This window comes from Mycobacterium kubicae, assembly GCF_015689175.1.
Classification (GTDB): Bacteria; Actinomycetota; Actinomycetes; order Mycobacteriales; family Mycobacteriaceae; genus Mycobacterium; species Mycobacterium kubicae.
Genome location: NZ_CP065047.1, coordinates 1,080,548 through 1,105,818, shown reverse-complemented (window position 1 = coordinate 1,105,818; position 25,271 = coordinate 1,080,548). Strand labels below are relative to the sequence as shown.

Below are 25,271 nucleotides of genomic sequence, written 5' to 3'. Positions count from 1 at the left end.
ACATACGATTCATAATTGGGGGACGGGGTTCGTTACAGGCGGCGGATGCTATCCAGCCTGACTGGGGGACCGAATGTCGTATGTCATTGCCTCGCCGGAGTATGTCGCCGCGGCGGCAGCGGATCTGGCGAGGATCGCCACTGCGATCACTGACGCCAATACGGCGGCTGCCGTCCCGACATCGAGCGTGCTGTCGGCCGGCGTCGACGAAGTTTCCATTCTGCTAGCGGCGTTGTTCGACGAACACGCCCAGGCGTATCAGGCGCTCAGCGCTCAGGCGGAGGCGTTTCACAACCAGTTCGTACAGCTGATGACATTCGGTGGCGATCAGTACGCGCTGTCCGAGGCGGCGAACAACTCGACGTTGCAGGTCGCTGAGCAAGGTCTCGCGGCGGCCACCGCGCCGGCACAGGCCCTCTCGGCCCCGCCGCCGGCCCTTGGCGTGAACAGCGCCCCGTTTGCCGCCGCCCACCCGGTCGCCCTGGGCACGGCCGCGACCGCGCCCGTCGCTGCAACCCCAGCCGTGGTGACGCCGGCGCCCGCGGCCGCGGTAGCGACACCCCTCGGCCCGGCCGTCGCGGCGACGTCAGCGGTGCCCACTTCGGCTGCCGGCCCTGCCGTGTCCCCGGTGAACGCGCCGGTTGAAGCGCTGCCGGCGGGCGCGCAGCCCGCTGTCGGATCACCGGTGTCAGCCCTGCCGGCCAACCTGGCAACGCGCGCGGCGCCGCCGGCACAGCCGGCACAGGTCAATCAGGCACACGGTATCCAGGCCCGGGCGGCAACCGCCGACTGATCTGCTGGGAAACCGTTGTCAGGCAACGAATTCCGTTGCGCGGTGGGCCAACATCACGATCGTTGCATGCGGGCCCCGGCTGGGCACTGCCGGCAGAATCGATCCGTCGATGACCCACAGGTTCTCGATGCCGCGGACCCGGCACCGGTGATCGACGACCGCGGTGACCTCGGCGTCGGATCCCATCGGGGCGCTACCACACAGGTGCTGCGACGTCGACCACGCCGGTTCTCCGAGATCCGTTGCGTCTCCGGTGACTTCGCGAGCCAATTCCAGGCCCAGTTCGAGGGTGGCGATGTCGTCGGGCGCCGTGTCGTAGCGGTGCTCGATGCGGGGCGGGACATCGGGATCCGGCGATGTCACCGTCACACGTCCGCGTGACTTCGGCTGCATCAGCGCCACCCCGATGTGCGGCCAATCGGGATGGCCTGCACTGCCGTCACCGGTCATCGCAACGAAACCGCCAGTATAGGGCCTGATCTCGATGTCGTCGGTAGTGGTCAGCACCACCTCCAGCACCGGTCGACCGGTAGCAACCCTCCACGTCGTCGGCAGCACCCATTCCGGGTGGTCACTGCAGTTCAGACCAACCGGAAGCGCCACTGCCACAGGCAAATCGGCTGCCCGTAACACCGCGGGGTCACCGATACCGGACAGCATCAGCAGCTGCGCTGACTGAATCGCACCGGCGCACAGAATGATTCGGTCAGCGGTGCGGCTGTCCAGTCCAGCCGGACCGACCATGTCCACCCCCACCACCTTGTTCCCGGACAGGCGCAACCGCACCGCGCGCGTTCGCTCCAGCAAGATCAGGTTGGGTCGGCTGAGCGCCGGCAGCAAGAACCCCGCGCCCGAACCGGTGCGCACGCCGTCGACGATGTTGAGCGGGACCGCGCCCACGCCGGAGACGGGATCGGGCCCTACGTCGTTCAGGTCGGCGATCCAGGGCAATCCGGCGGCCTGGGCAGCGGCGATGAATTGTTCGGTGGTGCCCGTCATTTCTCGGGTCCGGCGCACCCGGATGGGACCGGCGTCGCCATGGTTCGGACCGTCGAAATCGAGGTCGGTTTCGATGGCGCGGAAGTGGTCGATGACATCGGCCCACGCCCAGCCGGTGATCGGGGCACGGTCGAAGTCCCGCGGCAGTGCGCGGCAGAAATACCCGCCGTTGACCGCGCCGGAACCGCCGACCGTCGCTCCCCGCACGACGGACATCTGCCGGATCGGCCGCTCGGTCAACTGAGTCTGGTAGCGCAACACCAGCGGGCTGCGCGCACCGATCGGCAACACCAGACCGTTGCTGGTCTGCGTCAGCAGTGCGGGATCGCCCAGGCCGGGCCCGGCTTCCAACACGGTCACCGTACGGTCGGGATCGGCGGAAAGCCGCTCAGCGACAACAGATCCGGCGCTGCCGGCACCGACGATCAAGACATCGCTGTGCCGGCTGGCGGAGCTCAAGGCGGCGTTACGTGCGGATCTGTGGTTTCAGCGCGCCGATGTTGCGTTCGCGCAGCACGCCGTACCACAGGCCGATTCCGTAGGCCAGGTCGTCCACCCGCTTGAGCAACAGGAACGTCAGCAGGCCGATCTTCTCGACGTCGTCGTCGGCGACGTTGCGCCGGCCTACCCAGTCGACCACGCCGTCAACGACCGCGGCGACCAACACCACCCGCCGACAGTGCCGAGACAGTAGCGCCGCCAGCAGCGCCACCGGCCAGTAGTGCCGGCACAGGGCCGAGGCGAGTTGCAGCGCCGCCGACCACAACCCGCGGGTGGCGACCACCAACACGTCCTCCAGCGTCGTGTCGGCGCTGCGCATGGCGTTGGCGATGCGCCGACCCGTGGACACCGCGATCACCAGCGACAGCAGCTGCGAGAGCCGCGTACCCAACGACATGAGGATCCAGGCGGTCAGCGCCCAGCCCGAAATCACCACGGGCGCCGTCTTATCGGGGTGCCGAACGGACAACGGCGCCGCCGAACCGCCGTAGAACGCCTTGCGGGCGATCCAGTCTCGCAGCTCGGTCCGATGGTCGTGGGCGACCAGCGCGATCGGTTCGTAGCGCAGCCGGGCACCGGCTTCGATCAGCCGCCAACAGAGATCGACGTCCTCGCCCGAGTGCAGCGTCTCGTCGAATCCGCCGATTTCCCGGATCGCCGAGGTGCGGCAGACGATCGCCGCGCTGGGTACATAGGACACCGGACTGAGCGGCAGTACCGGGGCTTCGCGCTGGCCGAGGTCCAGGGAGGAATGCACCGCCTCGTAGCGCGCAACCACATTCTCGCTGTGGGCCAGCCCGACGATGCGGGGTGCGACCAGCGCGACGGTGGGGTCGCAGAAGTGGCCGAGCAGGGCTTCCAACCAGCCACGCCGGGGTGCCACGTCCGAGTCGAGGAATGCCACGAAGTCGGTGGTGCAGGCGGCCAGCCCCGTGTTGCGCGCGGCGGCCGGACCCTTGCTGCTCGGGTGACGCAGCACTTCGATGGCGCAGTGCGCGCCGGTGAATTCTTCCACCTTGACGGGCTGCGCGGATCCGTCGTCCACCACGATGACGCGCAACCCGCGCAACGAGCTGACCAAGCGCCGCAACCCAAAAGGGTTGTCGCGCACTGGGATAACCACCGTGACGTCCCGGTGCGAGGGGCCGCTGGCCGGGCGCGGATGGGCCACGGTGGCATCGAGCAGGGTGCGCGCCAGTTGCGCGCTGAGCTCGTCGCGAACCTTGAGGCGGCCGTCGGTGATCATGTTCTGGGCGGCGGGAGCCAGTCGCAGCAACCGCGTCGGTGAGCCGCCCAGCAGTGCCGACCCGTCGCCGAGAACACGCACGCGGCGGTCAACCTGTACGGCGAAACCGTCAGGCAATCGGGCAACGGTCATGTCAGCATCCCGTCGGGCCCGGGCAGCCACCGGGCGATTCGACGAACACAGTTGTCGACCATCTCGGCAAAAATCCGCTTCCCCTCCCTCGCGGTCGCCGTGGTGGGGTCCCCCAACACCCCTATCCGGCTCACCGCCGCCACTCCCCCGCGGCGCATCGACGGCAGCAATTCCGACAGCGGAGCGTCGTTGCCCGCCAGCCACCGGTCGGTGTGCACGTCGTCGGGCGAAAGGTGCAGCAACACCGATGTTTCAGTGTGACCGGCGTGGGCGTCGGCCCCCGAGGAGGCGCACGCGCACCATCCGGCGTCGCGCCCCTCGGAGCGCAACAGGGCGACGGCGCTGGTGAGAGCGCCGACATTGCCACCATGGCCGTTGACGAAGAGCAGCCGCTCGGCCCAGCAGGCCGCCGAGCGGCCGTATTCGACGAGTAAGGCGGTCAGCGCCTCGGTACCGATGGAAATGGTTCCCGCGAAGCTTTGATGCTCACCGCTGGCGCCATAGGCGACGGCGGGCGCCACCAGCCAGTTCGGCTCCGAACCGACTGGCCGCTGTTCATCGATGCGCGCCGCAACCGCCCGGGCAACGGCGGTCGCTATCCGGGTGTCGGTATCTAACGGGAGGTGGGGCCCGTGTTGTTCAGTGGACCCCAGCGGAACCATTATTGACGGCGAGGTTGATATTGCTAGATGGCTCGACGTCTTACTCCCCAGTTCGCCGAGTACGGGCACTCGGTGATGGTAAGACGAATTCACCTGCCGTGCACCGATTGTTGCCCTACCTACCGAAATTTTTTTCCGCGCTGTTGGCCGATGCGCCGATTCGAAACCGGGGCTTGCTGGAGAGGCCGACGATTGTGCCAACAAAATGTCCGACGCGGACAAAAACGCATCAATTAACCGATGCGGTTAATGCGGTCGGGCTGCTCATTGGGCGGGACGCCCAGCGCCCGGGTGAAACCATCGGGCACCAGGATGTCGGCCGGACTCAGGTCGTGGACCGACGAATGCCCCAGACCCATCAGCGCCGAGTCGATGCCACCGCGCATGATGTCCAGGACGTTCTCGACACCTGCTTGGCCCGCCGCGGCCAGGCCCCATAGATAAGCCCGCCCGATCATCACCGCGCGCGCTCCCAGTGCCACGGCCTTGACCACATCGCTGCCACGCCGGATGCCGCCGTCCAGCAACACCTCCACCTGGTCACCCACCGCCGCCGCCACCGCAGGCAGGGCGCGGATCGACGCGGGTGTGCCGTCCAGATTGTTCCCACCGTGATTGGACACCGAGATGGCCGAAACCCCGGCATCCACAGCCCTTTTCGCGTCGTCGACGCGCATGACGCCTTTGAGCATGAACGGGCCGCCCCACAGTTCGCGCAGCCAGGCGATGTCCTCCCAGGTCGGTGGCGGGGTACCCATCCACTCGCCGTACGCGGCGAAGAAGGGTGGGCCCGGCTCACCACGGCGGCCCTGGTTGGGCACCCGCAACTCCGGTGGCCGCAGGGTTTTGCCGAACTTCCACAGCCACCGCGGCTTGGTGATCGCCTCGGGCGACAACCGCAGGATGGTCCGCAGGTTCATTTCTTCTGGGATCTTGGGACTGCCCCAGTCGCGCCCATGGGAGAACGTCCAGTCGGTGGTGACGATCAGTCCGGCGGCACCGGCTTGCCGCGCCCGTTCCACGCGTGCGGCGATGGCGTCGCGCCCACCGAGCCAGTAGATCTGGAAGAAGACTTTCGGGTTGGCCGCAATGACTTCCTCGATCGGCTTGCTGGCGAACGAGGACAATCCCATCGCGGTGCCACGTGCGGCTGCGGCGCGGGCGACGGCGACCTCACCGTCCGGGTCGACGGCCTGCACACCGGTCGGAGAAATGATGACCGGCATCGAAATGTCTTGTCCCATAACGGTGGTGGACAAGTCGCGCTTTTCCGAGGCGCCGACGACGTGAGGGGCGAAGCCGAGTTCGCTGAACGCCGCCACATTGTCGGCGACGGTCACTCCCTTTTCGCTGGCCGAAATGAGCGACGAGTACACCGATTTGGGCAACCGCCGCTTCGCGCGTTGCTGCGCTATCGCTACCGTTTCAAACCATTGTTCGGCCATCGCTACACCGGACTTTCGTTACAGATTCTGGCCGGCGGCCGCGTCGACAGCGTCAATGGCACCGGCGTGCTGATCCGCTGGCCGCGCGAGTGGTCGACGCGGGGTCGCGGGGTGTCGCGCTCGCGCGCCAACGCCGGGGCACCATGACCCTGCACGCATTCTGGGTCCGGACCGTCCAGCGGCAGGCCGGTGAAGAACTTGGCCGCCATGCAACCGCCCCGGCAACTGTCGTAGTGCCCGCAGCTGCCGCAAGCGCCCGCCGATTGCGGTTCCCGCAGCTCCCGGAAGAGGGGAGCGTTCTTCCAGACATTATCGAATCCGCCGTCCGACAACACGTTTCCCGCCAGGAAGCGATCGTGAATGGCGAACGGGCACGCGTAGACGTCGCCGACCGGATCGATCAGGCACACCACGCGTCCAGCACCGCACATGTTCAGGCCGGCCAATGCCCCGGACTGGCCGAGTGGCGCCAGGTGGAAGAACGAATCCCCGGTGAGAACGCGCTCCCCCTTGGCGACCAGCCAGTCGTAGAGCGCGACCTGTTGTGCCGCGGTGGGGTGCAAGTCTTCCCAGACGTCGGCGCCGCGCCCCGACGGCCGCAGCCGGGTGATGCGTAGGGTGGCACCGAATCGGCTTGCCAGCGCGGCGAATTCGTCGAGTTGGTCGACGTTGTGCCGGGTGACCACCACCGAGATCTTGGCGTCGGTGAACCCCGCGGCTGCCAGATTTTCCAGGGCGCGCACCGCCATGGCGAACGAACCGGGTCCGCGCACGGCATCGTTGACCTCGGCGGTCGCCCCGTCGAGCGAGATCTGAACGTCGACGTAGTCGCTGGCGGCCAACCGCGCGGCCACTTCCGGTGTTATCCGCACTCCGTTGGTGGAGAACTTGACCCCGACGTGGTGTTCGGTGGCGTAGTCGACGAGCTCCCAGAAGTCCGGGCGCACAGTCGGTTCCCCACCACCGATGTTGACGTAGAACACCTGCATGCGTTCCAGCTCGTCGATGATGTCCCGGCACTGGCGCGTCGACAATTCGCGCGGATCTCGCTTGCCCGACGAGGACAAGCAGTGCACACACGCCAGGTTGCAGGCATAGGTCAGTTCCCAGGTCAAACAGATGGGCGCATCGAGCCCACGCTCGAACTGATCGATCAAACGAGGAACAGCTGTGGTCATCTCCGAGCCTCCTGAGGCACCAGCATCTTCGAGTCGGCCAGCACCCCGAGTGCGTGCAAGTAGGGACCTTGCCCGGCGTCGTCGACTCCCGCGGCGCGGCAGGCCGACCGAACGCTGGGATGGTCGGCCAGCGACTGCACCAGCATCAGGATGGTGCGGTTCTTCAAGAACGAAAGCTTGCGCGTGCCGAAGTGATAGAGCAGCGCGCCGAACGGCTCCGGCCGCACCGCTACCTGTGGGTGCAGCCGCCAGCCCTGGTCGGGGTCGAACACGTCGGTCAGTAGACCCCGCACATTCCGTCGATGGAAACCTCTTCAACCAGAGTTTCGGTGACGAGTTCGGTCTCGGTCTCGTTTTCGCGGTCCATGCGATTGCCTTTCGCCAGTAGGTCTCGACAATGAAGGGTGGTGACGGTCACAATCGTCGTCAGAATATGGCATCGAGTGCCGAAATGGAAGGGCGGGTCCTGATGCTGCCGCAGCCGCGAGTGGGGCGACGCCGCTCGACGACGCCGCAAGACATCACCGACATAGCCATCGAGTTGTTCGCGGCGCGGGGTTTCGCCGACGTCAGCGTCGATGATGTCGCGCAGGCGGCCGGTATCGCTCGACGCACCCTGTTCCGCTACTTCGCTTCCAAGAACGCCATCCCGTGGGGTGAGTTCGATGTGCACCTCGCCCAGTTACGCGATCTGCTCGACGACATCGATCCGCGGGTTCCGCTGAGCCAAGCCCTGCGTGCCGCGTTGCTGGCGTTCAACACCTTCGACGAGTGTGAGTCGGCACGGCACCGGCAGCGCATGCGGGTGATCCTGGAAACCGCTGAATTGCAGGCATATTCGATGACCATGTACGCCGGCTGGCGGGAAGTGATCGCCGAGTTCGTCGCCCGGCGGATGAGCGTGAAGTCGACCGACCTGGTGCCTCAGACCGTCGCGTGGACAATGCTGGGCGTCGCGTTGAGCGCCTACGAGCACTGGCTCGACGATGAATCCATTCCGCTGCCCGATGCGCTGGGCAACGCATTCGACGTCATCGGCGGCGGCCTGGACCGGCTGGTGCCGTGACTCAGGGCACCGAACACCTGACCCGCACCCTGCGGACGCAGGGGCGGTTCTGCGCGGGATCCGGGTCGCCGATGTACGGGGATCTGCTGGAGCTGGTGGCTGCCGACGTGGAAGCGGGTGGTGTGTTCGCATCCATCCTGGCCGGGCACGAAGCCGATCCGGAGGGGCACGCGGTACCGCTGCGACTGCTCGGTGGCCTACACCGGATGGTGCTCGACGGCCGGGCACCGGCACTGCGCCGTTGGTACCCCAGCACCGGCGGCGCTTGGGAGGCCGACACCGCGTGGCCCGAGATACTGCGCGTCGCCGCCGAGCACCCCGATGCGTTGCGCACGGCTCTCGACCATCCCCCACAGACCAACGAAGTGGGCCGATCGGCAGCGCTGGTCGGAGCGCTACTGTGGATCAATCGTGAAAGACGCCTGCCGATAAGGCTTTTCGAGATCGGGTCCAGCGCCGGATTGAACCTGCGGGCCGACCGGTACCGCTACCGATATGCCGGCGGGTCGTGGGGACCGCCGGATTCGCCGGTGACCGTCGACGACGCGTGGCGGGGCGAGATGCCGCCGGCCGATGGCGTTCAGATCGTCGAACGGCACGGCTACGACATCGCCCCCATCGACGTGACCACCGTCGACGGGGAGATGCGGGTCTTGAGCTACGTCTGGCCCGACCAAAGCGAGCGGCTGGACCGATTGCGCGGCGCCATCGCGGTCGCACGCGAGGTCCCGGCGCGGCTGGAACGCCGGTCGGCCGGTGCCGCGGTCGCCGACCTGCCGCTGGCTACCGGGGCGCTGACGGTGCTGTGGCATTCGATCACGTGGCAATACCTCTCGCCCGATGAACGCGCGGCGGTTCGAACGGGGATCGAGGCGCTCGGTGCGCAGGCCGACACCGACTCCCCATTCGCGCACGTCTTTCTCGAACCCGCCCGCGCTGCGCCCGGTGACGCGGTGACATTCCTGGTCCGCGCCACCTGCTGGCCCGGCGGTGCAGTGCGGGTACTGGCCGAATGCCATCCACATGGGCCGCCGGTGCACTGGCGTTGAGGGCTGTCTTGGAAAAAAAATCGCCGACGGGCGTCGGAAATCGTCGCCGTACGACGACGATAAGGATGTGAGCGCGGAACCCGAGCACCAATCCGACGCTCGGCACGCGCTGCTGGCACTCTACGACGACGCCCTTCCGGTGGTGTACGGGTATTTCGTCCGGCGCTGCTCAGACCGTGCGACGGCTGAGGACCTGACGTCGGAAACGTTCTTGGCCGCGATGGACGCGGCCCGCCGCAAGGCGCCGACCGTGGTGTCGGTGCCCTGGCTGCTCGGTGTGGCACGGCACAAACTGGCCGACCACTATCGCCGCCGCCATGACCAGCCGGTGGCAGATCCACCGGAGCCCATCGATCCCGCGGACGACTGGGACGCCGAACTGGACAGGTTGGTGGCCGAGGCCGTGTTGCGCCGGCTGAGCGAACCGCAGCGCACGGTACTGGTGCTGCGTTACATGGACGACTGCACTGTCGGCGAATGCGCCCAATTGATCGGTCGCAGCGTGCATGCCACCGAGGCGTTGCTGGTCCGGGCTCGCAAGGCGTTCAGACAAGAGTATCCGGGAGGAGGCACGTCATGACCGACCCAATGGGCGTGCTGCACACCGACGACCTTCCGGTGCAACCTGATCCGGGCTTCGCGGCGCGACTGCGTCGACGCCTCGAGGCCGCAATGTCCCTACCGGAAGGAGTGGCCGTGACCGGCACCGTGCCCCGCCCTGCGGCGTTGCCCTACCTGGCCGTCGGCGACGCACGCGCAGCAATCAACTGGTACGCCAACGCTTTTGGCGCAGCTGTAGTCGGTGATCCAATCGTCATGGCGGACGGGCGAATCGGGCACGCCGAGCTCGCCATCGGCGACGGTGTGCTGTATCTGGCCGACGAGCATCCCGAACTGGGCCTCAACGCACCGGCGCCGGGTGCGGTCTCGGTCAGCCTGATGTTGCCGGTGGCCGATACCGACGCCGCCTTGCAGCGCAGCCGCGAACAGGGTGCCACCGTCGAGCGGGAGGCCTACGAGAGCCACGGCGCCCGCAACGCCACCATCATCGACCCGTTCGGGCACCGCTGGATGTTCAGCGGTCCGACGTTGATCCCCGGAATCCGGCATGGCGACATCGGATACATCTCGGTGTGGACCGCCGACGCTAAGCGGGCCGCCGCCTTCTACGGACACGTGCTGGGATGGACCTACGACGCGTCGACTCACCGCGTGACGAACACCGACCTACCCACCGGCATCTTCGCCACCACCGAGGGGCCGACCCTGTTCTGCTGCTACGCCGTCGACGACTTGGACGCCGCTCGCCGGGTGATCGTCGAGGCCGGTGGCGTACCGGGCCAAGCCCGGGAATCCGAGCACGGCGCCATCCTGGACGCCACCGATCCGCACGGCGCGGCGTTCGCCGTCTTCCAACCCGATCCTGGCCGGAAGCGGCCCGCACTCAACGGATCTGGGCCCGGTGAACTGTCGTATGTGACCTACCAGGTGCCTGACTCGGCGAGTTTCCGCGAGTTCTACGGCCGGGTGTTGCGGTGGAGCTTCGAACCCGGCCGCGTCGAGGACGGCTGGCAGCTGCGCGAGACCCACCCGATGGGCGGTGTCGCCGGCGGCAACCCCCAGCCGATCACCGTGCCGATGTGGACGGTGGCCGACATCGAGGCGGCCGTCGCGCGGGTGCGCCAGGCCGGCGGCACCATCTTGGCCGAACCGGCGCGCCAACCTTACGGAATCACCGCCGAATGCGTCGACGACCAGGGCGCGCGCTTCTACTTGGGCCAGTTCTAGGCCGGGTTGAGGATCTCCGAAATCGGTGTCGCGGCAGCGATTTTCCCGCGCGCCTTCATGACCTTGCCGGGCAGGCCGCCGCCGACCACGCCGACCAGCACGCCGTCGCGCTCGTAGTAAGCCAGGAACTTGCGTCCGTCATCCTCGACCAGGTGCACGACGTCGTCGGCTTCCGGCTCACCGAGGCACTGGATCTTGACGTCGTATTGGTCGCTCCAGAAGTACGGAACGACCACGTTGGTCGGCACGTCTTGGCCCAGCATCGCCGGCACGATGACCCGGGCCTGGTCGGCAACGTTACTCCAATGTTCCACGCGCGCTTGATGTCCCGTGGCATCGCGCCAGGACGCCACATCCCCGACCGCCCACACGTTCGGTGCGCTGGTGCGTCCGGCCTCGTCACAGACGACGCCGTTGTCGATCTTGACACCGCTGCCGTCCAGCCAATCGGTCGCCGGACGTGACCCGATGCCCACCACCACCAGGTCGGCGGCCAGTTCGCTGCCGTCGGTCAGCACCACCGTGTCGACCTGCCCTGCACCGCGCACCTCGGCCACTCCCAGGCCGGTGCGCACGTCGACGCCCTCGTCGCGATGCAGTCGCGTCACCAGTGCGCCGATCTGTTCGCCGAGCACCGACGCCAGCGGCTGTGGCTGCGGCTCGACCAGCACCACGTCCACGCCGAGCCCGCGCAGGCTCGCCGCGACCTCGCACCCGATGAAGCCGGCACCGACGATCACGGCTCGCTTGGCGGCCGCCGCGTGGGTGCGCAATGCCAGGCATTCGTCGAAGGAGCGCAGCACCCGGATGCCCTCGAGGTCGGGGAAGCTGGGAATCCGCCGTGGCACCAGTCCTGTCGCGATGACCAGTTCCTCGTATTCCAACACTGACCCGTCGGCCAACGTCACCGTCTGCGCGGCGGTGTCCAGGCCGGTGGCCGCCGTACCCAACCGCAGAGTGATGTTCTTCTCGTCGTAGAACTCGCGGGGCTTGAGCGCCACGTCGTCGACCTCGCTGCGCAGTACTTCCTTGGACAGCGGAGGCCGGTCGTAAGGCAGATGTACTTCGTCGCTGACGATGGTCAGCGGACCGCAGTAGCCGGCCCGGCGCAGTTGCTCGGCGGTCCGGGCCGCGGCCAGACCGCCGCCGACGATCACAATTCCTTTGTCGAATCGCCTGTCGACTTCGCCGACACCTTTGCTACTGGTCACGTGCGATTCATACACGATGGCCGGTTAATACTTCAAGGCGCCCTTGTCGACCGGGACCTGCGTGCCCGACAGGGTGACCGAACCGTCACCGGCCAACCAGACCACCACGTCGGACACCTCTTCGGGCGTCATAAACCCTTTGGGCTGCACTGGCATTGGCGGGAAGCTGTGGATGAAGGAGGGATGCTTGGCAAAGATCTCCATCATCGCCTCGGGTTCGATCATCGGAGTCTCGACGGAGTAGGGATGGATCGAGTTGACCCGGATGCCGTATTCGCCGAGCTCGATCGCCAGTGTGTTGGTCAGGGCCGTGAGCCCGTGCTTACTGGCCGAGTAATGGCCGTTGCCGGGGGTGGCCTTCAGACCGGCCGATGAGCTGACCACCACGATCGAGCCGCCGTTGCCGGCCTCGATCATCGCCGGCACCGTGGCCCGCAGGGTGCGCCAGGTGCCGGTCAGGTTGACCCCGATGACGGTGTCCCACTGCTCGTCGGTCAACTCCCACAGCCGTCCCCAGCCCAGCACGCCGGCGTTGGCGACGACGATGTCAAGCCGGCCGAACTGCTCGATGCCGTCAGCGACGAGTTGCCGCAGGGCCGGGTCGTCGCGAACGTCGACCTCGCGGGCCAGCACCTTGCGGCCCTGCGCCTCGACCGCGCGCACCGTTTCGTTGAGGTCCTCGGCGGTGGCCGGCGTGTAGGTCACCGTGTCGGATACCGGCGCGCAGATGTCGAGCGCGATGATGTCGGCGCCTGCGGCGGCCAGCCGTACCGCGTGCGCGCGGCCCTGGCCGCGGGCGGCGCCGGTGACGAACGCGACTCGTCCTTGCAGTGATCCAGGCTGTGCAGTCACTAGGTCAGGCTAGCAGCGGAACTGGAACGTGTTCTAACTCGGATTTGCGCTGGTGCGCACGAGATCAGATCTCGGAGATGATCTGCGCCCGCCTGCTGGCGTATTCCTCGTCGTTGAGCACGCCGCTGGCGCGCAGCGACTCCAATTCCTGTAGCCGCTCGGCGATCGAGGGCTGCGGGCCCGAGGGAGCACCGGCGGTTCCCGCCGGCTGCTGGGCGGCGCGGCGCACCACCGCCTGGATCTGCTCCCGCAGTGCCGGGTTGCTACGGATGTCGACCATTCGGTTCAACGGAATGTTGTTGGCCTTGAGGATCTGCAGAATCTCCATCAACGGTTCGGCCTGGCCGCTCAAGTCATAGGTCCGGTTGTCTTCGGCGACGGTGAACTGCGCCGGGACCAGTCCGTTGACCAGCGCGCTGCGCTCCCAGTCGATCAAGTACTGCTGGGTGGCAGGGTCGACCAGGACGACCACCTTGCGCGCCGTCAGATTGCCCAGCCGGGTCACGCTGGCGATCACCCGGTCCTCGGTGTCGAAGGGGGCGATGCCCGGCCCGGAGATGTGCAGGTGCACCTTGACCAGCGGCTGGTCGTTGATCCGCGTGCCGGTTTCGGTCAACCCGGTGATCTGCGCCAGCGCCAGCACACCGCTGCGTTCCAGTGCCTCGGTCTTTGCGCTCGTCTTCAGGCCGTAATTGGTCAAGGCCAGCGCGACCAGCACGTCGATCACGGTGATCGCCAGACCGGTGTAGAACATCCACGACATCAGGTCGCCCATTCCGAGGGCGAAGTAGACGACCAGGAAGATCGGACCTACCAGTCCGCCGCACAACAGCACCAACAACTGCATCTTGATGTAGCGCGCCAACATTTGCTGCTCCTCGCTTATCCGGTTCGGTCGTGCCAGATTAACGCTCACACTGGCGCTACCGATCACAGGTTGCAAGGGGAAAAACACCGAGCCCGGATTGCCGTGCTGGCAATCCGGGCTCGGGGTAATGCTGAGTTCGGCGAGTCCTACTTGATGATCTTGGTGACCCGGCCGGCGCCGACGGTGCGGCCACCCTCGCGGATCGCGAAGCGCAGACCCTCGTCCATGGCGACGGGCTGGATCAGCTTCACCGAGATGTTGGTGTTGTCGCCGGGCATCACCATTTCGGTGCCCTCCGGCAGCGTCACCACACCGGTCACGTCGGTGGTGCGGAAGTAGAACTGCGGACGGTAGTTGTTGAAGAACGGCGTGTGCCGGCCGCCCTCGTCCTTGCTCAAGATGTAGACCTGACCCTCGAACTCGGTGTGCGGCGTGGTGGTGCCGGGCTTGGTCACAACCTGACCGCGCTCGACGTCCTCACGCTTGATACCGCGCAGCAGCAGACCGACGTTGTCACCGGCCTGACCCTGGTCGAGCAGCTTGCGGAACATCTCGACACCGGTGACCGTGGTCTTGGTGCTGGTCGGCTTGATGCCGACGATCTCGACTTCCTCGTTCACATTGATCACGCCGCGCTCAACACGACCCGTGACGACGGTGCCACGACCGGTGATGGTGAAGACGTCCTCGACGGGCATCAGGAACGGCTTGTCGGTGTCACGAACCGGGTCCGGGATCGACTCGTCGACCGCGTCCATCAGCTGCTCGACCGACTCGACCCACTTCGCGTCGCCCTCGAGCGCCTTGAGCGCCGAGACCCGCACCACCGGGGCCTCCTCGTCGAACTCCTGGGCGGCCAGCAGCTCGCGGACCTCCAGTTCGACGAGCTCGAGCAGCTCCTCGTCGTCAACCGCGTCGGACTTGTTCAACGCCACGAGGATGTAGGGCACACCCACCTGGCGCGCGAGCAGCACGTGCTCGCGGGTCTGCGGCATCGGGCCGTCGGTCGCGGCGACCACCAGGATCGCGCCGTCCATCTGGGCGGCACCGGTGATCATGTTCTTGATGTAGTCGGCGTGGCCGGGGGCGTCGACGTGCGCGTAGTGACGCTTCTCGGTCTGGTACTCGACGTGCGCGATGTTGATGGTGATACCGCGCTGACGCTCCTCAGGGGCGTTGTCGATCTGGTCGAACGCCTTCGACTCGTTCAAGTCGGGGTACTTGTCGTGCAGCACTTTGGTGATAGCCGCGGTGAGAGTGGTCTTGCCGTGGTCAACGTGACCGATGGTCCCGATGTTGACGTGGGGCTTGGTCCGCTGGAACTTCGCCTTCGCCACTTTGTTGTCCTCCTGGACTGTTGGTGCTTAAAAAAGCAGTGTTGATTTTTCTTGAATTTTTTGCCGCGGTGCTAACCGCGTCAGCTTACTCGTAGGCTCGCCGGGCCTACTCGCCCGTCGCCTTCGCTGAAGACATTGCTCGGCTCCTCACTCGTGAGTTGACACTCACTCGCCCGTCGCCTTCGCGATGATTTCCTTCGAGACGTTCGCCGGCACTTCGGCGTACGAGTCGAACACCATGGAGTAGTTCGCCCGGCCCTGAGTCTTCGACCGCAGGTCGCCGACGTAGCCGAACATCTCCGACAGCGGCACGTGCGCCCGAACGACGCGCGCACCAGCCCTCTCCTCCATGGCCTGGATCTGGCCACGGCGTGAGTTCAGGTCGCCGATCACGTCACCCATGTAGTCCTCGGGCGTGGTGACCTCGACGGCCATGATCGGTTCCAGGATGACCGGCTGCGCTTGCGCGGCAGCCTTTTTCAGCACCTGCGAACCGGCGATCTTGAACGCCATCTCCGAGGAGTCCACCTCGTGGTAGGCACCGTCGAGCAGGGTGACCTTCAGGTTCACCAGCGGGTAGCCGGCCAGCACGCCGTACTGCATGGCGTCTTGGGCGCCGGCGTCCACCGACGGGATGTACTCGCGCGGGATGCGCCCACCGGTGACCTTGTTCTCGAACTCGTAGGTCGCACCGTCTTCGCCGGTGAAGGGCTCGAGGTTGATGATCACCTTGGCGAACTGACCCGAGCCACCCGTCTGCTTCTTGTGAGTGAACTCCACGTTCTGGGCGGCCCGCTTGATGGTCTCCTTGTACGCCACCTGCGGCTTGCCGACGTTGGCCTCGACCTTGAACTCGCGGCGCATGCGGTCCACCAGGATGTCCAGGTGGAGTTCGCCCATGCCGCCGATCACGGTCTGGCCGGTCTCCTGGTCCAGGTGCACCTTGAAGGTGGGGTCCTCTTCGGCCAGCTTCTGGATCGACAGACTCAGCTTTTCCTGGTCGCTCTTGGTCTTGGGCTCGATGGCCACCTCGATCACCGGGTCGGGGAAGGTCATCGACTCGAGCACGATCTGCTGGTTCGGGTCGCTCAAGGTGTCACCGGTGGTGGTGTCCTTGAGCCCGATCACCGCGTAGATGTGGCCGGCGCTGGCCGTCTCGACCGGGTTCTCCTTGTTGGAGTGCATCTGGAAGAGCTTGCCCAGACGCTCCTTCTTGCCCTTGGTGGCGTTGATAACCTGGCTGCCGGAGTCGACCTTGCCCGAGTACACCCGGACGTAGGTGAGCTTGCCGAAGAACGGGTGCGTCGCGACCTTGAACGCCAGCGCGGAGAACGGCTCGTCGGTCGACGGCTTGCGCGTGACCTCCTGGTCCTCCTTGCCGGGCACGTGGCCGACGGCCGGCGGCACGTCCAGCGGCGAGGGCAGGTAGTCGATGACGGCGTCCAGCATCGGCTGCACGCCCTTGTTCTTGAAGGCGCTGCCGCACAGCACCGGGTAGGCCTCGGAGGTGATGGTCAGCTTGCGGATCGCAGCCTTGATCTCCGCGACGGTCAGCTCCTCCCCGCCGAGGTACTTGTCCAGCAGCTCCTCGTCGGTTTCCGCGACGGCCTCAAGCAGCTTGGTGCGGTATTCCTCGGCCTTCTCCTGCAGGTCTGCGGGGATGTCGACAACGTCGTACTTCTCGCCGAGCTTGGCCTCGGCGCTCCACACCTTGGCGTTCATCTCGACCAGGTCCACGACGCCTTCGAAGTCACCCTCGGAGCCGACCGGCAGCTGGATCGGAATGACGTTGGCGCCCAGTCGCTCCTCCATGGTCCGCACGGAGAAGTAGAAGTCGGCGCCGATCTTGTCCATCTTGTTGACGAAGCAGATGCGCGGGACGTCGTACTTGTCGGCCTGCCGCCATACCTGCTCGGACTGCGGTTCGACACCTTCCTTGCCGTCGAACACCGCGACGGCGCCGTCGAGAACACGCAAGGAACGCTCCACCTCGACCGTGAAGTCGACGTGGCCCGGCGTGTCGATGATGTTGATCTGGTTGTTCTTCCAGAATGTCGTGGTGGCCGCGGAGGTGATGGTGATGCCGCGTTCCTGCTCCTGCTCCATCCAGTCCATGGTGGCTGCGCCGTCGTGGACCTCACCGATCTTGTAGCTGATGCCGGTGTAGTACAGGATGCGTTCGGTTGTCGTCGTCTTGCCGGCGTCGATATGCGCCATGATGCCGATGTTGCGGACCTTCGTGAGGTCGGTCAGCACGTCCTTCTGTGCCACAGAAGTCTTCCCACTCTTTCGTTGCTTAGTTAATTCGCTTTCGCCCGGCGCCTACCGCCGGGTGCAATTACCAGCGATAGTGCGCGAAGGCGCGGTTGGCCTCGGCCATCTTGTGAGTGTCCTCGCGTCGCTTGACGGAGGCCCCGAGGCCGTTGCTGGCATCCAGGATCTCGTTGGCCAGGCGCTCGACCATCGTCTTCTCCCGGCGTTGCCGCGAGAAGCTGACCAGCCAGCGCAGCGCCAGCGTGGTCGACCGGTCTGGGCGCACCTCGACAGGGACCTGGTAGGTCGCACCGCCGACGCGGCGGCTACGAACCTCGAGGGCCGGCTTGACGTTGTCGAGAGCGCGCTTGAGGGTGATGACGGGATCGGTGCCGGTCTTGTCGCGGGCCTGCTCGAGCGCACCATAAACAATGCGTTCAGCCAGCGATTTCTTCCCCTGCAGCAGAACTTTGTTCACCAGCTGGGTGACCAGCTGCGACCCGTAGACCGGGTCGTTGACCAACGGACGCTTGGGCGCGGGCCCCTTGCGCGGCATTAGCTCTTCTCCTTCTTGGCGCCGTAACGGCTACGAGCCTGCTTGCGGTTCTTCACGCCCTGGGTGTCGAGCGAGCCGCGGATGATCTTGTAGCGCACACCGGGCAGGTCCTTCACACGACCGCCACGCACCAGCACCATGGAGTGCTCCTGCAGGTTGTGGCCCTCGCCCGGGATGTATGCGGTGACCTCAACCTGGCTGGTCAGCTTCACACGTGCGACCTTCCGAAGCGCCGAGTTCGGCTTCTTCGGAGTGGTGGTGTACACGCGGGTGCATACGCCACGGCGCTGCGGGCTGCCCTTGAGAGCCGCGGTCTTGACCTTGGCGACCTTGTCGCGGCGACCCTTGCGGACCAGCTGCTGAATGGTTGGCATCTACCGGCTTTCTGTCTTGTGCTGTCTTTCGACGTTGTCTTCGAGTCTGTCGGGTACTGCGAGGTTCTCCCAGTCGCGTTACCCCGCGTCCGGGTGTGTCGCACGCGCCGAACACCGGGGCCATCCGATGCGTCGTGGACATGCGAATTCGCCCGGCATCCACTTCCTTACGGTCAGGCGCCGTAAGCCGCCAGGCACGAGCTACCACAATACCTGTCGGCGGTCTGGCAGGTCAAAGCGGTGCGTCGGCGTCTCAGCCGGGCCGGCCACCGCCCGAGGCGGTGCGCCGATCCATGCCCGCCGCCAGTCGCAGCACCATGTCGGTGAACACCGCGTCGGTGTCGATATCGTCCATGACCCCGGTCATCTCCAGCAACACGAACCCGTGCAACGCCGACCAGAACTCCAGGGCCGCATAGAAGGCGTCGTCTCCATTCAATCCATAGGACGACAGCACCGAGATCACCGGCCCGGCCGCGCCGCGGGTGGCCGCGGTGTACTCGGGATCGTCACCGCCCAACGGCATCCGGGTGAACGCCGAATAGCGGCCCGGATGGTGGTGGGCGTAACTGCGATAGGCACCCGCCATGACCAACACCGCGTCATCGCGGGAGCGGCCCTCCCCGACGCGGTTGAGCATGGTGATGATGTCGTCGATCACCCGGATCCGCACGGCGCGACGCAGGTCCTCCAGGCTGTCCACGTGGTTGTACAGCGACGGACCCTTGGTCCCCAGCTGAGTGGCCAGCGCGTTGATCGTCAACGAGTCCCAGCCCTCGCGATCCAGGAACGTCAGCGCACCCTCGACGATGCTGTCCCGGCTGAGCTTGGCAGGCCTGGCGCCAGACCTGCCCGTGCGCGGGCGGGCACCCGTGGTGGGTGTTTCCGGCTGGGCTGCCATGGCGCTCGTCCTTCGGTCGGGTTAACTAATGACTCTAGTTGACCGAGCCCAATGTTCCCGATCCGGCGCTCGTGGACCGGGGTCTGTCCTTCCACTGGCAAAACGACGTAATCTCAATCGAGCAAATACCCGCCCAACGAAGGGGGGCCGCAGTGAAACGAACAACCGCCGCCGGATCACTGGCGACCTGCGCGGTCACCATCGCTGCCGCCTTCGCCGCTCCGCCGCCGGCTGCACACGCCAAGAACGGCGACACCCACATCACCGGTCAGGGCGTGGAGCAGACCATCGACTGCAATGACGCCACCTTGATGGTCAACGGCACGAGGAACACCATCACCGCCAAGGGGTCTTGTTGGGCGGTAACGGTGATGGGCTCGTCCAACGTGGTCATCGCCGACACCATCGTCAACGACATCACCGCCTATGGCTACGACGAGACGGTGTTCTTCCACAACGGCGACCCGGTGATCTGGGACCGCGGCCGCGAACTCGGCATGGTGAACCGCCTGCAACGAGTGGGGCCGTGAGACAGTAGTTTCCCCAACCATCGATACCGAGCCCGAGAATCGAGGACCCATGCGAGCCCACCTCAGTGTCGACCCATCCCGCCTGGCGGCGCTCGCCCTGGCCCTGGCCGTCGCGCCGGTAGCGTTCGGGCTCGCCGGCTGCAGTTCCACCGCACCACCGCCCGGGGGCAGTTCGACGAGTACCACGGCGTCGACGTCGGCCACCAAGACCACGACCAGCGGGACCGCGGGGTCGACGACGTCGGGCAGCGAAACCACCACCGCCTCCATCGAAGTCGGTGACACGCTCAACTACGGATCGATGGGCACGACCGCCACGCTGGACTGCGCCCAGAACAAATCGCTCAACGTGGCGGGCTCGGACAACACGCTGACGGTGACCGGCACCTGCGCCTCGGTCCGGGTCGGCGGCACCAACAACAAGATCACCGTGGACAACGTCGATCAGCGGATCACCGTGGTCGGGTTCAACAACACCATCACGTACAAAAACGGTGACCCGAAGGTAGAAAACCTCGGTACCGGTAACACCATCAACAAGGGCTGAGCCCTAGTCCCCCTGGGCCGGCGCACCGTGTCGGCCGGCTCCCGCGGCGAACCGGCCGGCGCCTTCCAAGGCTTCCCCGGAAACCCGGGCGATGCTGGCGAATTCCAGGTCCATCGCCGCGGATTCGGGCAGGCCCCACTGGTGCAGCGCGGACAGGCGATCCGAGCGCAGGCACTGCTGGGGCAGTGCGGCCAACTGCGCGGCCAGTTCCTCGGCGGCTTGGCGCGCCTGCCCGGTGGGCACCACCCGGTTGGCCAACCCGATGGACAGCGCCTCGTCGGCCTTGACGCCACGTCCGGTCAGGATCATGTCCATCGCTCGACTGTGGCCGATCAGGCGCGGCAATCGCACTGTGCCGCCGTCGATCAACGGGACACCCCAGCGGCGGCAGAAGACGCCGAACACCGCGTCTTCAGCGGCGACCCGCATGTCGCACCACAACGCCAGTTCCAGGCCCCCGGCCACCGCGTAGCCGCTCACCGCGGCAATCACCGGCTTGGACAGCATCATTCGCGACGGACCCATCGGCCCGGGGCCGGTGCGGTGCACGGCGTTGGCTTCCGGTGTGCCGAATGCCTTCAAATCCGCGCCGGCGCAGAAGTTTCCGCCTTCGCCACACAACACGGCGACCGCAGCGCTATCGTCCCGGTCGAATTCCGCAAACGCTGCGTACAGTGCCGCGGCGGTCGGACCGTTGACGGCGTTGCGGGCCTGGGGCCGGTTGATGATCACCGTGGTGACCGGACCGCTGCGCTCCACCCGCACCAGTTCGCTCATGTCGCCTCCTGCAGTTGGGTTGTGTCGCGTCGTTGCGCCAGTTCGGTGGCGAAGTCGTGGTAAGCCGCGCGCAACCGGGCACCCGGCCACTTCTCCGGCAGCAGTTCGGCGGGCAGCATCGGGTCGGTCAGCAGGTGGCGGACCATCGCCGCTGCGACGACGAATCGCGCGGGAATGTCTGGTGCGCCCACCATTTCGTCCAACAGCCGGTCGCCGACCTTCGCCCACTCGGGCAGATCCCACAACTGGGCGGCCAGTTGCTCGGGCGCGTCGTCGCGCGCCTGTAGCACCCGGACCCGGGCGGTGACGTCGGGCGCCAAGTTCAGCTCCAGGTTGGCCGGACGCATCCACACACCTTCGCGGAGCTCGCCGAAGCGTTTGTGCTGCAGGGTGGTTCGCAGCGCCGCACGGGTGCGGGGGTCGGTGCCAACGCTGGTGACGACCAGCATGTGCCAGTGCCCGTGCCAGGCGCGCGTCGGCGGGCGCATCGCCTCGTCCTGGCGACGCTGCCGGGCCAGCAATCGATCTGACAACCGGTAGCCGTCGGCGGAGCGGATCAGGTCACCGGCGCTGACCATGCGGGTCAGCGCTACTCGCAAAGTGGTCTCCTTGATGCCGAAATCCGCTGTGAGAGCGATCAATTCGCTGGAGCTAGCGCATGCCGGATGAGCCCCGAGCAGCACGCTGAGCACCACCGACCGGGCCGTCATGTTGGGCATGGTTCTACACCTGGGACGCGCGGCGGCCGTAGTCGCCGAACGGCTCGTCGCGGTGCCTGACCGCGTCGCGAAAGCCGTGTTCGACCGCGTCGGCGACGAACGCGTGGCCTTCCGGAGTGTGCCGAGCCACCCCGTCGAACACCGTGCTGACCATCCTGCTGGTGGCCACACCTTGTTGCAGCAGAGCAGAATTCAGTGCCAGCTTGACCATGATCAGCTGGTTGACCGGCACCGCGGCGATGCGCGCCACCAGGCGCTCGGTGCGCTCGTCGAGGTCTTGCGGGTCCGGCGCCTCGACTGCCAGCCCCCACTCGGCAGCCTGCGCGCCGGTGATGCAGTCACCGGTGAACAGCAACCGCTTGGCGCGCTGGTCGCCGAGCCGGTGGGCCCACAGGCCCGCGGCCGGCACGCCCCACACGCGCGTCGGCGGATAACCGATCTTGGCGTCGGCGGCCGCGATCACTTGATCGGCGTGCAACGCGATGTCGGTGCCGCCCGCCACGCAGTAGCCGTGGATCTTCACCACGGTGGGTTTGTCGGCATGCATCAGCGACGAGAAGCCCCGCACGAAGCGGCTCATCATCTGATAGTCGATCATCGGGTCCCACGGCTGATTCGGTAAGTGGTTGACCGCCTGGGTTTTACCGTCGAGCACGGTGCTCTGATATGCACCGGTACCGCCGGCCGAGCCGGTTCCGTCGGCGTAGGCCGACAGGTCGAAGCCGGCGCAGAATCCTGCCCCGCGACCGGAGACCAAGATGACGTGCACCTCTGGGTCGAGGTCGGCGCGTTCGACCAGGGCCGAGAGCTCCAGCGGAGTGTCGGCGACAATCGCGTTGCCCTTTTCCGGCCGGTTGAAGGTGATGCGCGCGACGCGGTCGGTGACCTCGTAGGTCATTGTTTTGAGGTTGTCGAAATCGACCGGCCTGATCGCGTGGGTCATCCGGCGAACCTTAGCCCTTCACCAGGGCTCGCTCCAAGATGGGCGCCAGGTCCAGTCCGGTGGGCATGGTGCCGAACGCCCCACCCCACTGCCCACCGAGCCGGGTCGCCAGGAACGCCTCGGCCACCGCGGGATGCCCGTGTCGGACCAGCAACGAACCTTGCAGCGCCAGGCAGATGTCCTCGGCCACCTTGCGAGCGCGGTACTGGATGGCGTCGAAGTCCGCCAGCTGATCGCGCAGCTGGTCGACGTGCGCGTCCAACCGGGCGTCTTGACCGGCGCTCTCGGTGAGCTCCTTGAACAACACCTCGACGGATTCGGGCCGAGTTGCCATGGCGCGCAACGTGTCCAGCGCGCTGACATTGCCCGACCCTTCCCAGATGCCCATCAGGGGGGCCTCCCGGTACAGCCGGGGCATCCCGGAGTCTTCGACGTAGCCGTTGCCGCCCAGGCATTCCAGCGCCTCGGCGGCGTGCGGGGTGGAGCGCTTGCAGATCCAGTACTTGCTGGCCGCCAAGCCGATGCGGCGCAGCAGTGCTTCGGTCTGGTCGCCGCGCACCGCCGCGTCAGTGGCGCCGGCCATCCGCATCGCGACGATCGTGGCGGCCTCGGCCTCGACGGCCAGGTCGGCCAAGACGTTGCGCATCAGCGGTTGGTCGATCAGGTACTCGCCGAACGCTTTTCGGTGCTGGGCGTGGTAGATGGCCCGGGTCAGGCCGGTGCGCATGCTGGTCGCGCTGCCCAGGGTGCAGTCCAGCCGGGTGAGGTTGACCATCTCGATGATGGTGGGGACGCCGCGGCCCTCTTCCCCGACGAGCCATGCGGTGGCACCGTCGTACTCCACCTCGCTGGAGGCGTTGGCGTGGTTGCCGAGCTTGTCCTTGAGGCGCTGCAAGAACATTCGGTTGCGGGTGCCGTCGGGCAGCACGCGCGGGAGCAGGAAGCAGGACAGACCGCTGGGCGCCTGGGCCAGCACCAGGAAGATGTCGCACATCGGCGCCGAGGTGAACCACTTGTGGCCGGTCAAGCTGTAGGTGCCGTCGGCATTGCGGGTCGCCTGGGTGGTGCCGGCGCGCACGTCGGAGCCGCCCTGCTTCTCGGTCATCGACATGCCGGCGGTGATGCCGGGTTTCGTCGTGGCCAGCTTGAGTTCCGGGTCGTATTCGCGACTGGTCAGCAGCGGCTCGTAGACCGCGGCCAACTCAGGGTTGTAACGCAGCGCGGGGACGACGGCGTAGGTCATCGACACCGGACACGTGTGCCCGGGTTCGCAGTTCCACACCGACATCTTGGCGGCGCGCACCACGTGGGCACCGGGTCGCTCGTCGGCCCACGGCGCCGCGTGCAATCCGTGGGAGATCGCCGCGCGCATGAGTTCGTGGTAGGCGGGGTCGTATTCGACCTCGTCGACGCGGTGGCCGCAGGCGTCGTGGGTGTGCAGCACCGGCCGGTGCCGGTCGGCCAGCTCCCCCCAGCGTTGCGCGCGCGCCGAACCCGCCAGCGTGCCAACTTCATTCACCTCGTCCAGGCCCCATTGGCCGCCCTCGCGGATCAGCGCTTCGATGAGGACCGGAGACGCGGCGGTGTTGTAGTTCTCGAGACGAGGAACCTGGTTGGTGACGACATGGGTGTCCGACATGGCACCAATGTTACATTTTTCCTACAACCGCACAAGAGGTGTAACGCCTCAGTGCGGGTGCTGGGCGAAGAACTGCCAGAGCATCTCGGTAGCGACCGACGGCCACTGGTGCCCGCCGTCGCCGACGGTGACCAGGACGACGCTGCGCCGGTCGGCGCATCCGGCGCTCAACGTGGTGATGAACCCGCTCGTGGTGGCCGACGGCGCGGTGCAGTGATCGACGTTGCGCCAGAACGTGTTCAGTTGCTCCACCGGAGGGCCGTTGATACGGGCGATCCCCGCACCCGGCCCGCCGGAGTACGGCACCAGCGGATCCCCGGTGCCATGGATGTGCATGACCGACGTCGGATGCGGGGATCGGCAGGGATCCAGCTGTGTTCCCGAGACCGGGCCGATGGCGGCGAACAGGCCGGTGTTGCACGCCAGGGTGTAGGCCATGATGGCGCCGTTGCTCATGCCGGTGGCGAAGATCCTGCTGCGGTCGATGCGCGTGTTCTGCTCGACGTCAGCCACGGCCGCGCTGATGAAGGCGGTGTCGTCGACGCCGTCCCGGGCCGGCCGTCCGCAACAGCCGCCGCCGTTGGTGTTCCATGCCCGGTTGAGGCCGTCGGGATAGGCGACGACGAACTTCTCCGAATCGGCCAGATCGTCCCAGTCGTAGGACTTTTCGGCTTGCCTGGCGCTACCGAAACCGCCGTGCAGCATGACGACCAGCGGCGCGGTCGCGGGCAGACCTTCGGGCTGGTAGAGGCGATAGGTGCGCGCTGTCCCGCCGACCGTGATGGTGTGAACGCTCGTGCCTGGCCCGAAGCCGACCGGAGGTGGCGCTCCCCGGTGCGCACAACCGGCGAGAACCAGCACAACGCCGAGCAAGATGACGGCGCGGTGACGCATCCGCTAACCGT

General features: G+C 66.6%; 27 protein-coding genes. 7 read left to right on the top strand and 20 right to left on the bottom strand.

Annotated elements, in window-relative coordinates; genetic code table 11:
• Positions 1 to 73 precede the first annotated feature (73 nt).
• Entirely contained in the window at positions 74 to 793 is a 720-nt protein-coding gene (locus I2456_RS05225) for a PE family protein (protein WP_139823102.1), read from the top strand.
• Positions 794 to 811: 18 nt separating this feature from the next.
• Here the strand turns inward: I2456_RS05225 and mftG are convergent, their stop codons facing one another.
• From mftG to mftA, 7 genes are all read right to left on the bottom strand, one after another.
• Positions 812 to 2,251 (bottom strand): mycofactocin dehydrogenase MftG, encoded by a 1,440-nt coding sequence (mftG, locus tag I2456_RS05220; RefSeq protein WP_085073670.1) that lies wholly within the window; start codon positions 2,249 to 2,251, stop codon positions 812 to 814.
• A 7-nt stretch (positions 2,252 to 2,258) separates the two neighbouring features.
• Positions 2,259 to 3,671, bottom strand: a complete 1,413-nt coding sequence (gene mftF, locus I2456_RS05215; protein WP_085073669.1) for a mycofactocin biosynthesis glycosyltransferase MftF — start codon at positions 3,669 to 3,671, stop codon at positions 2,259 to 2,261.
• The gene (mftE, locus tag I2456_RS05210) at positions 3,668 to 4,426 is read right to left on the bottom strand and encodes a mycofactocin biosynthesis peptidyl-dipeptidase MftE (protein ID WP_085073668.1); all 759 of its coding nucleotides are present in this window, start codon (positions 4,424 to 4,426) and stop codon (positions 3,668 to 3,670) included. The genes mftF and mftE overlap by 4 nt, the downstream gene beginning before the upstream one ends.
• 140 nt (positions 4,427 to 4,566) lie before the next feature.
• Positions 4,567 to 5,778 carry a pre-mycofactocin synthase MftD gene (gene mftD / locus I2456_RS05205; protein ID WP_085073667.1) on the bottom strand — a complete coding sequence of 404 codons (1,212 nt, stop codon included), beginning with the start codon at positions 5,776 to 5,778 and terminating at the stop codon, positions 4,567 to 4,569.
• 2 nt (positions 5,779 to 5,780) lie between these two features.
• On the bottom strand, positions 5,781 to 6,956 hold the full coding sequence (gene mftC / locus I2456_RS05200) for a mycofactocin radical SAM maturase (protein WP_085073666.1): 1,176 nt from the start codon (positions 6,954 to 6,956) through the stop codon (positions 5,781 to 5,783).
• Positions 6,953 to 7,249, bottom strand: a complete 297-nt coding sequence (mftB, locus tag I2456_RS05195; protein ID WP_068033897.1) for a mycofactocin biosynthesis chaperone MftB — start codon at positions 7,247 to 7,249, stop codon at positions 6,953 to 6,955. Before mftB ends, mftC begins: the two co-directional genes overlap by 4 nt.
• Positions 7,234 to 7,323, bottom strand: coding sequence for a mycofactocin precursor MftA (gene mftA / locus I2456_RS05190; protein WP_068034007.1), 90 nt, complete (start codon positions 7,321 to 7,323; stop codon positions 7,234 to 7,236). Before mftA ends, mftB begins: the two co-directional genes overlap by 16 nt.
• Before the next feature lie 102 nt (positions 7,324 to 7,425).
• On the opposite strand from mftA, the gene mftR reads away from it, so the two are divergent.
• From mftR to I2456_RS05170, 4 genes are all read left to right on the top strand, one after another.
• On the top strand, positions 7,426 to 8,022 hold the full coding sequence (gene mftR, locus I2456_RS05185; protein WP_163703800.1) for a mycofactocin system transcriptional regulator: 597 nt from the start codon (positions 7,426 to 7,428) through the stop codon (positions 8,020 to 8,022).
• Positions 8,019 to 9,071, top strand: a complete 1,053-nt coding sequence (locus I2456_RS05180) for a DUF2332 domain-containing protein (protein WP_085073665.1) — start codon at positions 8,019 to 8,021, stop codon at positions 9,069 to 9,071. The genes mftR and I2456_RS05180 overlap by 4 nt, the downstream gene beginning before the upstream one ends.
• Before the next feature lie 67 nt (positions 9,072 to 9,138).
• On the top strand, positions 9,139 to 9,651 hold the full coding sequence (locus tag I2456_RS05175; RefSeq protein ID WP_068033901.1) for an RNA polymerase sigma factor: 513 nt from the start codon (positions 9,139 to 9,141) through the stop codon (positions 9,649 to 9,651).
• The gene (locus I2456_RS05170; protein WP_085073664.1) at positions 9,648 to 10,859 is read left to right on the top strand and encodes a VOC family protein; all 1,212 of its coding nucleotides are present in this window, start codon (positions 9,648 to 9,650) and stop codon (positions 10,857 to 10,859) included. Before I2456_RS05175 ends, I2456_RS05170 begins: the two co-directional genes overlap by 4 nt.
• On the opposite strand, the gene I2456_RS05165 is transcribed toward I2456_RS05170, so the two are convergent.
• From I2456_RS05165 to I2456_RS05130, 8 genes are all read right to left on the bottom strand, one after another.
• Positions 10,856 to 12,085 carry an NAD(P)/FAD-dependent oxidoreductase gene (locus I2456_RS05165; protein WP_085073663.1) on the bottom strand — a complete coding sequence of 410 codons (1,230 nt, stop codon included), beginning with the start codon at positions 12,083 to 12,085 and terminating at the stop codon, positions 10,856 to 10,858. The two genes, I2456_RS05170 and I2456_RS05165, sit on opposite strands and share 4 nt — an antisense overlap.
• Positions 12,086 to 12,094: 9 nt before the next feature.
• Positions 12,095 to 12,922 carry a mycofactocin-coupled SDR family oxidoreductase gene (locus tag I2456_RS05160; protein WP_085073662.1) on the bottom strand — a complete coding sequence of 276 codons (828 nt, stop codon included), beginning with the start codon at positions 12,920 to 12,922 and terminating at the stop codon, positions 12,095 to 12,097.
• 64 nt (positions 12,923 to 12,986) lie between these two features.
• Complete coding sequence (locus I2456_RS05155; RefSeq protein WP_085073661.1) at positions 12,987 to 13,790, bottom strand: SHOCT domain-containing protein; 804 nt, start codon at positions 13,788 to 13,790, stop codon at positions 12,987 to 12,989.
• A 146-nt stretch (positions 13,791 to 13,936) separates the two neighbouring features.
• Positions 13,937 to 15,127: an elongation factor Tu gene (gene tuf, locus I2456_RS05150; RefSeq protein ID WP_068033909.1), complete on the bottom strand. Its 1,191-nt coding sequence runs from the start codon at positions 15,125 to 15,127 to the stop codon at positions 13,937 to 13,939.
• 165 nt (positions 15,128 to 15,292) lie between these two features.
• A complete protein-coding gene (gene fusA / locus I2456_RS05145) occupies positions 15,293 to 17,398 on the bottom strand; it encodes an elongation factor G (RefSeq protein ID WP_068033910.1) in 2,106 nt (701 codons plus the stop codon).
• Between the two features lie 67 nt (positions 17,399 to 17,465).
• A complete protein-coding gene (gene rpsG, locus I2456_RS05140; protein WP_068033913.1) occupies positions 17,466 to 17,936 on the bottom strand; it encodes a 30S ribosomal protein S7 in 471 nt (156 codons plus the stop codon).
• Positions 17,936 to 18,310 carry a 30S ribosomal protein S12 gene (gene rpsL / locus I2456_RS05135; protein ID WP_007767794.1) on the bottom strand — a complete coding sequence of 125 codons (375 nt, stop codon included), beginning with the start codon at positions 18,308 to 18,310 and terminating at the stop codon, positions 17,936 to 17,938. Before rpsL ends, rpsG begins: the two co-directional genes overlap by 1 nt.
• A 253-nt stretch (positions 18,311 to 18,563) precedes the next feature.
• The gene (locus tag I2456_RS05130) at positions 18,564 to 19,211 is read right to left on the bottom strand and encodes a TetR/AcrR family transcriptional regulator (RefSeq protein WP_085073660.1); all 648 of its coding nucleotides are present in this window, start codon (positions 19,209 to 19,211) and stop codon (positions 18,564 to 18,566) included.
• Between the two features lie 152 nt (positions 19,212 to 19,363).
• On the opposite strand from I2456_RS05130, the gene I2456_RS05125 reads away from it, so the two are divergent.
• Both I2456_RS05125 and I2456_RS05120 read left to right on the top strand, forming a co-directional pair.
• Entirely contained in the window at positions 19,364 to 19,741 is a 378-nt protein-coding gene (locus tag I2456_RS05125; RefSeq protein WP_068033916.1) for a DUF3060 domain-containing protein, read from the top strand.
• Between the two features lie 49 nt (positions 19,742 to 19,790).
• Entirely contained in the window at positions 19,791 to 20,288 is a 498-nt protein-coding gene (locus I2456_RS05120; RefSeq protein WP_068033918.1) for a DUF3060 domain-containing protein, read from the top strand.
• A 3-nt stretch (positions 20,289 to 20,291) separates the two neighbouring features.
• Here I2456_RS05120 and I2456_RS05115 read toward each other — a convergent pair whose 3' ends face one another.
• Genes I2456_RS05115 through I2456_RS05095 form a run of 5 tightly spaced genes read right to left on the bottom strand, consistent with a single transcriptional unit; the run spans position 20,292 to position 25,260 of the window.
• Positions 20,292 to 21,065 (bottom strand): crotonase/enoyl-CoA hydratase family protein, encoded by a 774-nt coding sequence (locus tag I2456_RS05115; RefSeq protein WP_085073659.1) that lies wholly within the window; start codon positions 21,063 to 21,065, stop codon positions 20,292 to 20,294.
• The gene (locus tag I2456_RS05110; RefSeq protein ID WP_085073658.1) at positions 21,062 to 21,784 is read right to left on the bottom strand and encodes a PaaX family transcriptional regulator C-terminal domain-containing protein; all 723 of its coding nucleotides are present in this window, start codon (positions 21,782 to 21,784) and stop codon (positions 21,062 to 21,064) included. Before I2456_RS05110 ends, I2456_RS05115 begins: the two co-directional genes overlap by 4 nt.
• 4 nt (positions 21,785 to 21,788) lie before the next feature.
• Positions 21,789 to 22,727, bottom strand: a complete 939-nt coding sequence (locus I2456_RS05105; protein ID WP_085073657.1) for a crotonase/enoyl-CoA hydratase family protein — start codon at positions 22,725 to 22,727, stop codon at positions 21,789 to 21,791.
• A gap of 10 nt (positions 22,728 to 22,737) precedes the next feature.
• On the bottom strand, positions 22,738 to 24,366 hold the full coding sequence (locus I2456_RS05100) for an acyl-CoA dehydrogenase family protein (protein WP_085073656.1): 1,629 nt from the start codon (positions 24,364 to 24,366) through the stop codon (positions 22,738 to 22,740).
• Positions 24,367 to 24,414: 48 nt separating this feature from the next.
• A complete protein-coding gene (locus I2456_RS05095; RefSeq protein WP_085073655.1) occupies positions 24,415 to 25,260 on the bottom strand; it encodes a CE1 family esterase in 846 nt (281 codons plus the stop codon).
• Between the last annotated feature and the right edge of the window lie 11 nt (positions 25,261 to 25,271).